Here is a 14593-nt window from a genome sequence, read left to right on the forward strand (position 1 = left end):
CCCAATTCCAGCCGGTCAGTTCCTCAGCATTTGGCGCGCGGCATCCAGCATCACAGCCAGATTTCTGTCCGACCTGACAACAGGCGGCGGCGGAGAGACTTCATCGTTCATCTCGCGAACGGCCTGCCAGGCCGAGCGAACCGAATATTCTACCGTGAAGACACAATCGCGTTCGAGCTCGCAATACTGGCCAATCACGGCGAAGTTTTCAGCGCCTTTTGGCCGCACTGGAGGACGGTCGCCCGGATTGCGTGGCATGAACTGGCTCGTGATATAGGGCATCCGGCACGGGATGACTTTTGCGCCGTCAAACCAGCGTTTCTGGTCTTCACCCAGACGCATTTGCCATGCCAGTTCCTCGAGGATCTCGGTGCCGGTTGTGTCACCCATCGGTTTCTCGACATGGTCACCCGGTTGATCGCCAGTCAGGCCGTAACCCCAGAATGTCGTGGACCCGCCTGGCTGGTTTCGGAAATGTGGCTGATGGAAAACGACAATCGACAGCAACCAGCCGGAATCGACAAATGTCACGAGCCCGCCCGCACCACTCTCGCTCCCGCTGAACTGCTCCATGAATTCAAGGAATTTGGAGTTGTTGAGCGTTACGGTGAAGGAGTGCCACGTGGTCTTTTCCGGTGCGCCGCTGAACGCTGCCGGATTTCCCAGGCCTGCATTTTCCTTTGCCAGTGCATGCCACAAGCTCCAGGCCGGACCCGGCCCTTCGGTTTGCATCGGCGCGACTTTGTTTGTCCCGACGCTCGAAGCGTCGGTCATCGAACCAAGTGTGATATAGACTTGGTCGCGCCTGCGCACCGCAATCACCTCGCGGTTGTCGAGCGAGATGCTCGTGACGCGCCTCGCAGCCAGGTCACCCTCGATCTTGATGTCCGCAACGGCCGAACCTGTCCTGAATTGCACGCCGCGGTCTGCCAGCCAGTTCTTCATGGGCAGAATTAGCGTTTCATGCTGGTTGTAACGTGTCCTCAGGACACCCTTCAGTCGCGTCAGGCCGGGGAAGAGGTGAATGAAACGCCGCATGTATCGACGCATCTCGGCAAGCGAATGCCAGGGCGTGAAAGAGAACATCGTCGCCCAAAGCAACCAATAGTTCGTCTGGAAGAATTCCGGCCTGAACCATGAGTCGATCGTCCGGCCTGCCAGGCTTTTCTCGCTGGTCGCCATGAGCCGCAGCATTGCCGCCTTGTCGGCCCACGTCAGTTTGAGCCTGTGGCGATCAGCTACCTTCCGGCCGTTCCTGACCAATCGGCAATCCGCATTGCTCACGACTTGCCGATTGAAGGCCCGGATTTCCTCCGTGACCGAAAGTGTCGGGTCATCGATGCTCGGAAAAGTATCGAACAGGTCGAAAGTGCAGCGAAAGTTCTTCTCGAACATCCTGCCGCCACGCGTGGAGAAGCCTGTCTCGGTCGACCCGGCGCCATCCAGGCTTCCGCCCAGAACGTCGGACTGTTCGATGATGCAAATGGATTGCCCGTCAACACCGGCATCGCGGATCAGCAGCGCTGCAGCTGCGAGCGAGGCGACGCCGCCGCCAATCAGGAAATGATCTGTGTCAGATCCCATTTCGCAAACGTACACCTCCGGATCAGCCCGCGATCAGGAGTGTGAAACCTTCGACTCCCTCGAACAAGCAGTTTTGGTTGCCCAGCGAATGAAAACGGTGACCGACTTTGTCCAAACGCAAAGACATTGTCTGTCCTTTGATTACCGTTCACAGTATATTCTGCTGGTTGTGCGTGGGTGCGCATCGGCGCGACCCCATGCCCGGCCGGTGACTATCGCTGGAGGCGCAGCATGTCGGTTCACCAACCCATCGCGAAGGTGCTTGAAGACCTTCCGGCGACTCTGCGCCAACATGCTGAAATCTTGCCCAGCCCGGACAGTTCTGACTTCGCTGACAGTTTCGGTCGCTTCGCCGATGCCCGCATCGTACTGCTTGGTGAAGCAACGCATGGCACTCACGAGTTCTACCAGGCTCGTGCGCAGATTACCAAACGCCTGATCGAACGGCACGGTTTCAATATCGTCGCAGTGGAAGGTGATTGGCCCGACCTTGCCCGGATCGACGATTATGTACGCCATGGCGCCCTGCGCCCGCGGAGCGGTGAGTCCTTTGTGCGGTTTCCCACCTGGATGTGGCGGAACCAGGAAGTCCTCGCCTTTGCCGACTGGCTGCGCGCCCACAACGCCAATCGGGCCGAAAGCGAAAGAACCAGCATGCGCGGGCTGGACGTCTACAGCCTGCGGGAATCGATCCACGCGGTACTCGCATATCTCGACCGGAATTGCCCGGAGGAGGCCGAGATCGCGCGCCGTCGCTACGGCTGCCTGACTCCCTGGCAAGACGAACCGCAACGTTATGGCGCTGCAGTCATGCACACAGGCCTTGCCAAGTGCGAAGCACCAATGGTGGCGCAGTTGGAGGAACTGCTTGCGCAACGGGTGCAGCTTATTGCCGACGATGCCGACGGCGATGGCGACGCTTTCTTCGACGCCGAGCAGAACGCGCGGATCGTGCGCGCAGCCGAGCGCTATTATCGTTCGATGTATCGCGGCGCGGTCGAAAGCTGGAACCTGCGCGACCGGCACATGTTCGACACACTCCAGCGCCTCATGGCGCACACACGCGAGGCGCGCGCGGTAGTGTGGGCGCACAATTCGCATGTCGGCAATGCGTCTGCCACGGCGATGGGCTGGCAAGGCGAATTCAATATCGGTGAACTTGTGCGCAATGCCTACGGGGACGACACTGTCCTGATCGGCTTCGGCACCGACCGAGGAACTGTAGCTGCGGCCTCCAACTGGGGGGAGAGCATGGAAATAATGCAGGTCCGTCCGGCCCGTGACGACAGCTGGGAAGGCATGTTCCGCAAGACCGGTATTTCCCGTTCGCTGACAGATTGGCGCGGTGGCAAGAAGAAGGAGCTCGTCAATGCTTTGTCGCATGCGCTCCTCGAACGCGCGATTGGTGTCGTCTATCGACCGCAGAGCGAGCTTACGAGCCACTACTTCGAGTCCGTGCTTGCCGATCAGTTCGATGCATGGGTGTGGTTCGAGGAAAGTCGTGCAGTGACACCGCTGGGACCCGAGCGACCGCACGGCGCACCTGAAACCTGGCCGTTCGGGCTGTGAGTATGGTCTTTCCTCCACCCGACTGCCGCGAAGTGATCCTGCGGACTGGCGATCTGGCACTGGGTGCCTTTCTCGGCGTGCCTGAGCAGGCGCAAGGAATCGTGATCTTCGCTCATGGCAGTGGCAGCGGACGGATGAGCCCGCGCAACAACTATGTCGCCGGTCGCCTGCGTGAAGCGGGGCTGGCAACGCTGCTGTTGGACTTGCTGACCCCTGCGGAAGAGCAGGACCGCCGGAACGTCTTCGATATCGGCCTGCTTGCCGCTCGTCTGAGATTTGCCGTCGACTGGGCTGCCGCGTTGGATCAGACGGCACGCCTTCGGCCCGCCTACTTCGGAGCAAGCACGGGTGGTGGAGCGGCTATTCGCGCTGCGGCTGGAGACAAGCGCATATGTGCGATCGTATCGCGCGGCGGACGCCCGGATCTTGCAGGCTCGCAGGCGCTGGCGCGCGTTGCGGCGCCGACGCTGCTGGTCGTCGGAGGCCTTGATGGACCGGTAATCGACCTGAACCGCGCCGCTGCCAAGGTAATGACATGCCCCCACCAACTGGCAATCGTGCCCGGCGCAGGGCATCTCTTCGAGGAAGACGGAACGCTCGACCAAGTCGTCGAGCTCGCCACTTCGTGGTTCCTTTGCCATCTGCAGGATGACGATTGATGCCAGGCATGAACGGCGCCTTTGCCAATCGCCGAAGCGCTGGTCGCGCGCTCGCAGAAGCGGTTGCCAAGCTGGACGTGCCGGATCCGCTGGTCTTGGCGCTTCCGCGTGGCGGCGTTCCTGTGGCCTATGAAGTAGCGCTCCGGCTCAAGGCACCTCTGGATATCTTGCTGGTGCGCAAGATCGGTGCGCCCGGGCATGAGGAATATGGCATTGGGGCCCTGGTGGATGGTGCCAACCCACAGATCGTCATCGACGAAAAGGTGGCGCGGTTGGTGGGGGCAACGCCTGACTACATCGAACGCGAAGTCGCTCGCCAATTGCAGGAGCTCGAAAGGCGCCGCGCCGCATACCGCAGCGACCCGCCGATTTCCCCGACCGGGAGAAACGTCATCCTTGTTGATGACGGGATCGCCACGGGGGGGACCGTGAGGGTTGCCTTGCAGGCCCTGCGCAAATCCGATGCAGCGCAGGTTGTGCTAGCCGTTCCCGTTGCGCCGGGTTCGGCGCTTCGGGAACTGGAAAGCATGTGCGACGGGATCGTCTGCCTTCATACACCCGAGCCGTTCTATGCCGTTGGAGCCCATTATCAGGACTTTGGCCAGACCAGCGACGCAGAAGTGGTTGAATTGCTGGCAGCAGCCAGTGGCGCCTGACGGCCCCTCTGCCTCGAAAAAAGGTGGCGGTTGCGTGGAGATTTCCAACCGTGACCGGGTCATATTCCCCGATAGTGGCCAGACAAAGGGCATGCTTGCTGATTACTACGCGGTCATTGCTCCGCTGATACTGCCCTTTGCCGCACAGCGCCCGGTCAGCCTGGTAAGATGCCCGCAGGGACGCGCGAAGAAATGCTTCTTTCAGAAGCACGACACCGGTGGCTTCGGGGATGCGGTGAAGCGCCTGCCGATCCGGGAGAAAAGTGGTGAGACCGATGACTATATCTTTGTCGAGGACGCGCGCGGCCTGCTGCAATGCGTGCAGATGGGCACGATCGAGTTTCACGGCTGGGGCGCGCGCGTGGACGACGTGGAGGCTCCCGATCGGATGGTTTTCGACCTCGATCCCGACGAAGGACTCGATTTTGGCGAGGTGAGGGGCGCAGCGCGCAATATCCGTGATCGCCTCTCAGCCCTTGGCCTTGTCAGCTTTGTCATGCTTTCGGGTGGCAAGGGCCTGCATGTCGTGGTGCCGCTCACACCCGGCCACAATTGGGAAGCGCACAAGGACTTTGCCCGTGGCCTGGCCGAGGATCTCGGCCATGATTTTCCTGATCGCTTCACCGCCACCATGAGCAAGGCCAAGCGGCAGGGCAGGATCTTCATCGACTGGCTGCGCAACCAGCGTGGCAACACGGCGATCCTGCCCTACTCCGCCCGCGCCAGAAAGGGCGCACCGGTAGCAGTGCCGGTGGCTTGGGATGAACTGGATGGGATAGATGATGCCGGCACCTTTGCCATCGACAATGCCAGTCAGTTGATCGAACGAAGCAAGGTTAAAGCGCTTTCCGGATGGGGCATTGCCATACAGCGTCTTCCTGCCGCCTGATGGCAGCTTCCAGTGGTGCTGTCAGTCTAATCGCAACTTGTCTCCGATTGGCAGAACTCGCCCTACCCGCGCCGCAGTTCGGGCCACGAGGTTCTGCCACTCGACCAAAGAGGCCGAGCGGTTCGTTTTGTAAGTCTTGCGGTCGGTAAGGTGGCGGTCTTGGTTGGAGTGGTTTTGGACGCTGTGATGGACAAAGGCGAACTTCTGTAGCGACTTCATTTTTCGGAAGCGCAGCATGGCCCGTTCCCGCCTTCGGAACGGCAAGTGGCTGTTCTCCACCCGGTTGTTGGCCCAGCGTCACACCTCCTGCTTTTCCCGGTTACGCTGCTTGTGGCTATCAACCCAACTTCACATAGATCGCGTTATCAATCTGCGCTGTCCGGAATTGGGCCGTTAGCGGCTGGTCCGGTTAGGTGCCAAGTCGATAGAAAGCGGACAGTCAATTACTGGGAGGCCCGGAACGCAGCGGAGATGGCCGTCCTTGGGTGGAAAGCTGACGTGGAACGCTTTCCTCAAACCTCCGCAAATTCGAGCTATCGACCCGCTCGCGACTAATCGAAAAGACCAGCCTGCGCGGTCAATTCAGTTTCACGGCCTCTCGCTCGTATGGCGACCCTCTGCTCTCCGCCATAATTCGTGCTTGGAGCAGGGGGTATGAGCTGCTGCATATAGCTTTTGGCAGAGATTGCCATCACCATGCCGAGCTTTTCTCTCTTTGCATGGTACATGAGGCTGTCAGCTTGCTTGAGTTCGGCGTCGATAGATTTCGAGCCAGCCGGCATGACCAATGCGCCTATGCTGCACTTCAGTTTGGCATTCCCCTCGAGGTTGAGGGCCGAGTTCACTCGTTTGGCTACAATGTCAGCCGATGACAAATCACGTACTCTCAAGAAGATCACAAACTCATCACCGCCGATCCGAGCAAATATATCGGTGTTACGGATCGTGTTCCTGACTCGGTTTGCGAAATCTTGAAGGGCATCATCACCCGCTTCATGGCCAAGATCATCATTCACTCGTTTGAGACCATCCACATCCGCAAAAAGCAGGACTGGAATACCAGGTTGGTGAGCTTCGCTTTTGACGGCCTCGAAGAATGCCTTTCTGTTCAGGGCTCCTGTTAAAGGATCGACGCGGGCAAAGCGCCACTCCAATTCAAGTGCCGCGCGCGCTACCCCCAGCATGAGAACTACTGCCAAGGTGCTGCAGAATTGCAGGGCCATAACGATAGGATTATCGTCAAGAGCAAGGGCTTGGCCGGTCTGAACCTGGATGACACCGATAAAGAGGCCAATCAAAACAGCAAACGGGTTTCCAACGAACCAGGCACCAAATGCACATATCAGCAAGAAGAATGGCCCAAAACCGATCGTGGGAAAGGCGTTGTTAGCGAAAATCGCCAAGAGTGCGCACCCTGCTAGCGTGGTTGCCGCAAGGGCTTTTGGGACCTGCAGGAAAAGGGGTTTCCCGAGCCTGAAAGCTCGAGATTTCTCCATGCGTCTGTCGATTTGCCTTCCTGAGAGCATGGTTGCTCACTAGGCTGAGCATACTTAATTTTGAGCTAATGTTCAGCCGGACGTTTGAGCATATGCAACCGATTGGCAGGGTTGGTATGGCCCTGCCCTAGCTGATCAGGCGTACTCCGCGAGCCGGTGCATCTACTCTGACAGCGCCCTTGCCGCCAACACAAGCGCGCCAAGCGGCCCCGCGTCATCTCCCAACGCTGGAGGACAGACAAGCTCGTCGAGTTGTAGCGTCTCTGCTGGTCCAAGGTAACCGCACAACAGGTTCGGCAAAATCTTGCGTGCTCGATCCAACAAGTGCGATTGGCGACGAGCAACGCCGCCGCCTATCACGATGCGCTCAGGTGAAAGCGTGAGTACTAAGTGTGCGAGCAATTCGGCCAGATCTTGTCCAACAGGGTCCCATTCGCGCGCCGAAGGATTGAGCTCTGCCGGTAGCACCGGCAGCCGCACATGCAGCGCAGGGCCCGCGATCAGCCCTTCGATGCAATCTCCATGAAACGGGCAGACACCATGAAAATTGTCGCCGCCGCGCTTGCCGAACATGCACATGGCGCCGCACTGGGCTGTTCCAATACAGTCTGAAACCTGTCGAGCACAAAGATACAAACCTTCGGGTTGCCCTGCCGATCGCAATGTCACGAAACCGAAGGACTGCCTGTCGGAGCGATTCAGGTCATTGGGACCGACGAATAGTGCTGCTAAGGGCCGAGCATGCTAACTATCGACGGAATCACTGTCCGGCTTGGCGGCCGACCCATTCTCGAACACGCCAGCGCCACGATTCCGAAGGGCGCACGGGTCGGGCTGATCGGTCGCAACGGAGCGGGCAAGTCCACGCTGATGAAGGCCGTCATCGGCGAGATCGAGCCTGACGACGGGCAGATAGGCAAGCCCGCGAGGGCGCGTATCGGCTACATCGCGCAGGAAGCGCCTGATGGTGCGATCACGCCAGAAGAGGCTGTCCTGGCCGCTGACGTCGAACGCGCACGGCTGCTCGAGGAAGCGGAAACCTGCACCGATGTCGATCGCCTTGGCGAAGTGCACGAGCGCCTGCTCGCCATTGACGCCTACACCGCGCCGGCGCGCGCGGCCAAGATCCTGAGCGGCCTGGGTTTTGACGAGGACATGCAGTGCCGGCCGCTATCCAGTTTCTCGGGCGGGTGGAAAATGCGTGTGGCGCTCGGTGCGCTGCTGTTCTCGGAGCCCGACGTGCTGCTACTCGACGAGCCATCGAACCACCTGGACCTCGAGGCGACGTTGTGGCTCGAGAACTTCCTCAGGTCCTATCCCGCGACACTGCTGGTCATCAGTCACGAGCGCGACCTGCTCAACAACGTCGTCGATCACATCCTGCATCTTCAAGGCGGCAAGCTGTCGCTCTACGCGGGCGGATACGACGCGTTCGAAAAACAACGTGCCGAACGCGCGGCACAACTGGCTTCCGCCAAGGCCGCGCAGGACGCGCAGCGCGCACGCCTTCAGGACTATGTTGCGCGCAACAGCGCCCGCGCCTCCACCGCCAAGCAGGCGCAAGCCCGCGCGAAGATGCTGGCCAAGATGCAGCCGATTGTCGCGCTGATGGAGGATCCATCGCTCAGCTTCGAGTTTCCCTCCCCAGGGGAACTGCGCTCGCCGATGATCACGCTGGACGGGGCCGCCGTGGCTTACGGCGACGCACCGCCGATCCTGCAGCGCCTCGACATGCGGATCGATGCCGATGACCGGATCGCGCTGCTTGGCCGCAACGGCAACGGCAAGACCACGCTTGCGCGCCTGCTGTCGGCCCAGCTTCCGACGGTCGAGGGGGCCATGACTGCGCCAGGCAAACTCAAGGTTGGCTATTTCACGCAGTACCAGATTGAGGAACTGGCGCGCGATGCAACGCCGGTCGAACTGATGACGCGCGCCATGGAGGGCCAGGCTCCCGCCGCGGTGAGAGCGCAACTGGGGCGCTTCGGCTTCTCCGGCCCGCGCGCCACCACGAAGGTCGAGAAACTCTCAGGCGGTGAGCGCGCCCGGCTCGCGCTCGCGCTCATCACCCGTGATGCGCCGCACCTCCTGATCCTCGATGAACCGACCAACCACCTCGATGTCGACGCGCGGGAAGCTTTGGTCCAAGCGCTGAATGACTACACTGGAGCTGTGATCCTGATCAGCCACGACAGGCATATGGTTGAACTGACGGCGGATCGCCTGGTGCTGGTCGATGGCGGCACTGCCAGGGAATATTCCGGCAGCATGGACGATTACATAGACTTCGTGCTCGGCCGTAATCCGCCAAAGAAGCAACGAGCGCCCACTCCGGAAAAGACCGCATCAACAAACCGCGCCAAAACGGACGCCAAGGTGCGCTTCATCAAGTCCGAATTGGCCTCGACCGAGAAATCCATGGCTAGGCTGGAAGCAAGTCTGCACGAAATCGACCAAGCGATGTGCGAGCCTGCCAAGGCGCCGGCGCATCTCGTCGACATTGCGACGGGCGATTTGCTTGTCCAGCGATCACAGGTCAGCGATCAGCTGGCGAAAGTTGAAGCAGAATGGCTCGCACTCGGCGAAAAGCTGGAAGCGCTTAAGAACGCGTAGTCGTGTAACCGGTGATTGTTGCATCAGCGTTTTCAGGAAGAAGCCAAAGCGACCGTAAGCGGGGCCGATTGCGAACTAACTGCTCTGCGACAACCAGCGCCAGAAACCGACGGTCAGCGAGCGACCCGATAGTGGGCACCTCGTGAGCGCCTATGCGGTCCTTGAGATGCCACTCTCGTTCTTGCCGAAGTCGATCGTGAGCGCTGCGTGGTCACTCGCTCGTGGCCGGTGCAATCCCACACCGGCGAGATGCCTTTCGTGGTTGCCAGTAATAGCCCGCTCCATCCCGCATCGGACATAGAACGGGATCGCGGAGGGAAAGCGTGACGCCAGTGCCGGTGAGGCAATCATGGTATCAGGGTGCGAAAAGGCGCCGCTGGCGGGGTCCCTGAACGACCAACGATCTTCTTGCGGCAGACGTTCGAGCAGGTCGATGGCGAAGGATTCATCGGTTAGCGGAGCAATCGCGCGTTTATTGGTTCCGCCATCAAGGGCAGGTTCGTTGAGATCGCCGAGAATGAGCCAAAGCGGCTCTGCCAGTTCCGAAAAAGCACGCTCGATCAGGATGCGCACTGCTCGTGCCTCACGTCGGCGCAGGAACCAGGAACGCTCGGTATCAGGGTATGGTGCCTTGAAGTGGCAGATGCAGAACGTGATGTCCTCGATCGTGGCGATCAGGCAATCCCTGCGGAAAATGCGCTCGTCCAAGCCGTGACCGGGCAGCGGTTCGAGACCCAGGTCGCCGCAAGTGAGGCCTGCATGACTGCGAATGTCCTGTGGTGCCTTTCGGCTCATCAGCGCGACATTGAGGCCTTGCCCATCGTTTCCGGGAAGGCAGACGCGGTACGGCCATGGCTCTACGCTGTGCGCCATCAGGTATTCGTCATGGAAGTGATCGAGAGTGGCCTGGTCGAACACTTCCTGCAGCGCAACGACATCCGCATTCACCTCGGCAAGGACCCGCGCGGTAAGCTTGCGGTCCAGGTGATCCAGCTCACGATCGGCTACCTTGTTATCCTGCGGGCTATCACCATCGCGCGCACCATCGAGGTGGGTTTCGTCCCCGCAGTCCCTGAGCCGCATTCGCTGCACGTTGAATGTCGCTATCCGCATGGTCTCATTCTTGCGCGAAAGCACCCTTGCGCGGGTGGACCATCAGGTACTCCAGCATATTCTCCCAAGTCACCACGCCAACAGGGCGATCGTCTCCGGAACAGACGACGACCATGGACTCCCCTGCCTGGAGGTAACGAACAAGCTCATCGGCATTGTGATGTGGAGTGACTGTCGCGATGTCTGCCTGCATTGCTTCTGATACGGGCGTTTGGGGGTCACGATGCAGCGCCTTGACGATGGCATCCCTGTCGAGACCGCCGCACAGCCGCCCCTTGCCATCGACTATCGGGAATTGCCTCTGGTTTGTGCGAATAAGTGCCTCCGCAGCCGCGGAAACCGGCTGGTCCAGGCGCAGGCAATCGAATTCGGTTATCATGAAGTCGGCAGTCGTAAGGCCTAGCGTGGCACTGCGCATTTGCGCTGCACCCGCTTCGCTGCTTGCGGCAAGAAATATGAAAACGGCGATCAGCAGCAGGATGAAGTTGCCGGACAAGAGGCCGAGCATTCCGAAGATGATCGCTGCGGCTTGACCGGCATTCGCAGCAAGTTGCGTGCCTCTGGCATAGCCGAAGCGACTTGCGAGCAGAGCACGCAGCACGCGCCCACCGTCCATGGGAAAAGCTGGAATGAGATTGAAGGCACCGAGAAATATATTGAGCCACCCCAGCTGGACGAGGATCGCTTCAGGGCCTGCCAGACCGTTCACCAGGTCGACTTGTGGAAAGCCGAGAACCACCAGGACGAACAAACCAATCACGAAGCTGACCAAGGGCCCCGCCAGGGCGATGATGATCTCCTTCCGCGGCTCTTCGGGAATACGTTCCAATCGGGAAACGCCGCCAATCGGCAGCAGCAGGACATCGGGCGTCCTCACTCCGAAGCGGCGCGCAGCCAGAATATGGCCGAACTCATGAAGAACGACGCAAATGAACAGCAGGGAAAAGAACACAAGGCTGCTGACAGCAGCGCCCACTCCCTGGTCTAGCAGTGCCGTCAGGCCGATCCAGAGCAGGAAGAGGAGAAAGGACCAGTGCAGACGGACCTTTGTCTCTGCAAACGTCGCGATTGTCGGTGACCAACTCATCCTTACCTCGCCAGCTAGACTGGACGGAAGCCTATTCCTGCAATGCGGACGATGCCAACCTCAAAAAGCATGGCGGACCAAAGGCAAGTTGGGAAAGCAGGGGCTATTGCTTGCCTGGCAGCGTGTCAGGTGCCTGCCTCTTGTATGGGCTGGTCGTCGGTTGATGTCTTGCTGATGGCATTGCGCAAGATCGTCGTCGCCGTGAGGTCGCCTGTAACATTCACGACCGTGCGACACATGTCGAGCAGGCGGTCCACGCCCAAGATGATAACCAGGCCCTCGGCCGGAATGCCGAACCCGGCCGCAACGCTTGCAAGTATGGCAATGCTCACGCCGGGAGTGCCCGGTGCACCGATCGAAGAGCCAACCAGCGTTGCGACCAGCAATACCGTTTCGGCCGCAGTCAATTCCACACCTGACATTTGCGCAAGGAAAAGGATGGCGACGCTCTGATACAAGGCCGTACCCGCCATATTCATTGTCGCCCCAATCGGCACAACGAGACTGGCGACGTCTTCGGGTACCTGTAATCTTCGGGCGGCCTGGATCGTGCTCGGCATCACGGCCGACGAACTGGAGGTGGAAAAGGCCAGCAGGAGTGTCTGCCCGGCTGCCGAGAGGAAGTCCCTTATCGTGGTTCGGCCTAGGGTGACGAACAGCAAGAGATAAATACCGGACAGGAGCGCCAGGCCGACCAGCACCGTAATCACGTAGGAGGCGAGGCCGATCAGCGAACCCAGCCCGATCTGCATCATGAGCTGAGCCATCAGGCCGAATACTGCAAACGGCGTGAGCAACATGGCCCATTTCACAACGGTCATGGATATGGACATCACGGAGTCCAACAAGGATAGGAAAGGGGCGGATCTTTCTGCGCGCACCTGGGTCGCAGCGACACCAGCGAGGATCGCCAGAAGAACAATCGCCAGCAAATCTCCTTCCATGACCGAGGCAGCGGGGTTGGTTGGCAATACGCCGACCACGAGGTCGGGCAGCAGCTTGAAGTCGAAAGCCTCCACGCTGGTGGCGACATCGTCGGTCAGAGGTACTTCGTATTCCATGCCCTCGCCGGGCTTGATCAACTGGGCAAGGGTGACCCCGATCCATGACGCCACCGCGGTAGTGCCGATGATGAACACCCCCAGCCGGAGCCCCACGCTCCGCATCGCTTCTTCAGACGGAGCACCCGCAAGACCGCCCACAATCGATGAAAACACCAGTGGTACGAGAACGATGGCAATCAGGCCGAGGAACAACTTTCCCGGAAGAGCGAACCATGAACCAAGGGTGCGCGCGGTCTCCGGCGACACAAGTCCGAAGGTGGGGCCAAGGACGGTGCCGACGGCGATACCCAGAACCATGGCAAGAACCACTTGAGCCCAAAGCCGAGAGCGAACCCAGACACGCAGTTTAGATCTCTGTCGGTAGATCTTGACCAGTTCGGATGTCGCGTCGTTCAGCATCGCCCGAACATGCCGTGTTCAGCAACTGATGGCGAGGGCATTGTACCCGGCTTCACCTGCGAACACATACGTCTCTTGGTCAGCCACCCGCAGTCGTGTCGCCAGCGCCCGCCCGAGGGTGCTGTCAGCCTGATCGCACCTTGTCTCCGATTGGCAGAAATCGCCCTACCCGCTCAGCCAGTTTGCTTTGACAGTACCCCGTCAGCCCTTCGCCTGCTGCACCTGCGCGAGATAGGAACTCGGGCTGGTGCCGAAGCGCTCGCGGAACGAACGGCTGAAGTGCGAGGAGCTGTTGAAACCGTAATCGAAAGCCAGCGCGGTCAGCGTCGTCGATTGCTCGCCCTGCTTTTCCAGGCGGCTGCGACACAAATCGAGCCGCCGGTTCCAGATGTAGCGCGACACCGTTTCCGACCCGTCGAAGGTCTTGTGGACATAGCGCCGCGTGCAGCCCAGGGCCCGGGCGATCTGGTCCAGCGACAGGTCCGGATCGTGCAGGTTCCGGTCGATATATTCGCGCGCGCGCAGGGCCAAGTCGCTCCGCGGCGATTGCGGCACACGCCCGCCAGTCAAGCCATCCAGGGCCTTGCGGAACATGCTGGTGAGCTGCCGGGCCAGGTCCCGGGCTTCATCTTGGGACATGTCTCCAGGCGCAGTGATCGCATGGAGCATGCTTTCCCGCAGGTTCCCTCCAGTCGTGCGGTTCAGGGGCAGCGGCGAGATCATGGCGTGGACTGCCTCGAGGTCCGTCAGCTGGAGGCTGCTGCAAGGCACCTCCAGCCACAAATGCGAGACGTCGCCGTGGTTGATAGCTGATTGCTGCTGCTGTGGGTCGATGATCATCCAGTCGCCGGGCAGCAATTGCACCGACTTGTTCCCTTGGAAGATCAGGGTCTCGCCGGTCTGCTGGTAGCGCAGGCGCAACATCGCATCTCGGGTGGGCGCCAACGGATTCATCGTGACCCGGTGCGGGGTGGAGCACAGCCGAAAGACCGACATGTTGTCGAGCCGCCGATGGGCAACTTCGGCATCGAAAACGTCGCTGATGGACTCGGCCCGAACGCCGCCGATCCGGCTGGATCCAGCGTTCCAGAATGCGATCCGCTCAGCGGGATCAATCGCACTTGTCGAGGCGGAAAACGCCCTTCCCATCCGGCACCACTCCCTTGGCCGCATTTGTTATGCGCCAAAAGTAGGCCGGGATATGTTGAGAAGTCAACTTGATTGGAGAATGAGGGGGCGGCCCTTCCAGTGACCGCCCCACTCCAACTACGGGTTCAGGATCAGAAATCCTTCCGCAGGGTGATTGCCCATTCGCGCGGGCGCGCCGGGGTCGCGATGCGACCGCCGTTGTTGTTGCGCTGGTCGAACGACGAGTAGAAGTAATACTCGTCGGTGAGGTTGGTGACCTCCAGCGCGATCGACAGGTCTTCCTCCTCGTTGCGCCAGGTCACGCGGGCATTGGCC

At 60.2% G+C, this 14593-nt stretch carries 12 protein-coding genes and 2 pseudogenes; 5 read left to right on the forward strand and 9 right to left on the reverse strand.

Annotation, left to right across the window (positions count from 1 at the left end):
• Positions 1 to 15 precede the first annotated feature (15 nt).
• Positions 16 to 1584 carry an oleate hydratase gene (locus AAEO60_RS09925; protein ID WP_341673504.1) on the reverse strand — a complete coding sequence of 523 codons (1569 nt, stop codon included), beginning with the start codon at positions 1582 to 1584 and terminating at the stop codon, positions 16 to 18.
• A gap of 177 nt (positions 1585 to 1761) precedes the next feature.
• Between AAEO60_RS09925 and AAEO60_RS09930 the strand changes: the two genes are divergently transcribed.
• From AAEO60_RS09930 to ligD, 4 genes and pseudogenes are all read left to right on the forward strand, one after another.
• Positions 1762 to 3153: an erythromycin esterase family protein gene (locus AAEO60_RS09930; protein ID WP_341673506.1), complete on the forward strand. Its 1392-nt coding sequence runs from the start codon at positions 1762 to 1764 to the stop codon at positions 3151 to 3153.
• 2 nt (positions 3154 to 3155) lie between these two features.
• On the forward strand, positions 3156 to 3812 hold the full coding sequence (locus AAEO60_RS09935) for a dienelactone hydrolase family protein (protein ID WP_341673507.1): 657 nt from the start codon (positions 3156 to 3158) through the stop codon (positions 3810 to 3812).
• 8 nt (positions 3813 to 3820) lie between these two features.
• The gene (locus tag AAEO60_RS09940) at positions 3821 to 4468 is read left to right on the forward strand and encodes a phosphoribosyltransferase (RefSeq protein WP_341673508.1); all 648 of its coding nucleotides are present in this window, start codon (positions 3821 to 3823) and stop codon (positions 4466 to 4468) included.
• A gap of 4 nt (positions 4469 to 4472) precedes the next feature.
• A pseudogene (ligD, locus tag AAEO60_RS09945) lies at positions 4473 to 5357 on the forward strand (non-homologous end-joining DNA ligase); the annotation flags it as partial.
• An 81-nt stretch (positions 5358 to 5438) separates the two neighbouring features.
• Here the strand turns inward: ligD and AAEO60_RS15805 are convergent.
• From AAEO60_RS15805 to AAEO60_RS09955, 3 genes and pseudogenes are all read right to left on the reverse strand, one after another.
• A pseudogene (locus AAEO60_RS15805) lies at positions 5439 to 5654 on the reverse strand (DDE-type integrase/transposase/recombinase); the annotation flags it as partial.
• A 254-nt stretch (positions 5655 to 5908) separates the two neighbouring features.
• Positions 5909 to 6760 carry a GGDEF domain-containing protein gene (locus tag AAEO60_RS09950; protein WP_341673509.1) on the reverse strand — a complete coding sequence of 284 codons (852 nt, stop codon included), beginning with the start codon at positions 6758 to 6760 and terminating at the stop codon, positions 5909 to 5911.
• A gap of 255 nt (positions 6761 to 7015) precedes the next feature.
• Positions 7016 to 7426, reverse strand: coding sequence for an ROK family protein (locus AAEO60_RS09955; protein WP_341673510.1), 411 nt, complete (start codon positions 7424 to 7426; stop codon positions 7016 to 7018).
• 168 nt (positions 7427 to 7594) lie between these two features.
• Between AAEO60_RS09955 and AAEO60_RS09960 the strand changes: the two genes are divergently transcribed.
• Positions 7595 to 9466 carry an ABC-F family ATP-binding cassette domain-containing protein gene (locus AAEO60_RS09960; protein ID WP_341673511.1) on the forward strand — a complete coding sequence of 624 codons (1872 nt, stop codon included), beginning with the start codon at positions 7595 to 7597 and terminating at the stop codon, positions 9464 to 9466.
• 150 nt (positions 9467 to 9616) lie between these two features.
• On the opposite strand, the gene AAEO60_RS09965 is transcribed toward AAEO60_RS09960, so the two are convergent.
• From AAEO60_RS09965 to AAEO60_RS09985, 5 genes are all read right to left on the reverse strand, one after another.
• Positions 9617 to 10579 (reverse strand): endonuclease/exonuclease/phosphatase family protein, encoded by a 963-nt coding sequence (locus AAEO60_RS09965; protein ID WP_341673512.1) that lies wholly within the window; start codon positions 10577 to 10579, stop codon positions 9617 to 9619.
• A gap of 4 nt (positions 10580 to 10583) precedes the next feature.
• Positions 10584 to 11666 carry a site-2 protease family protein gene (locus tag AAEO60_RS09970; protein WP_341673513.1) on the reverse strand — a complete coding sequence of 361 codons (1083 nt, stop codon included), beginning with the start codon at positions 11664 to 11666 and terminating at the stop codon, positions 10584 to 10586.
• A gap of 125 nt (positions 11667 to 11791) precedes the next feature.
• Complete coding sequence (locus AAEO60_RS09975; protein ID WP_341673514.1) at positions 11792 to 13129, reverse strand: dicarboxylate/amino acid:cation symporter; 1338 nt, start codon at positions 13127 to 13129, stop codon at positions 11792 to 11794.
• A 201-nt stretch (positions 13130 to 13330) separates the two neighbouring features.
• A complete protein-coding gene (locus tag AAEO60_RS09980; RefSeq protein ID WP_341673515.1) occupies positions 13331 to 14278 on the reverse strand; it encodes a helix-turn-helix domain-containing protein in 948 nt (315 codons plus the stop codon).
• A gap of 131 nt (positions 14279 to 14409) precedes the next feature.
• A partial coding sequence (locus tag AAEO60_RS09985) for a hypothetical protein (RefSeq protein ID WP_341673516.1) occupies positions 14410 to 14593 on the reverse strand: 184 nt, incomplete at its 5' end.

The organism is Aurantiacibacter gilvus (assembly GCF_038289935.1).
Lineage (GTDB): Bacteria > Pseudomonadota > Alphaproteobacteria > Sphingomonadales > Sphingomonadaceae > Alteraurantiacibacter > Alteraurantiacibacter gilvus.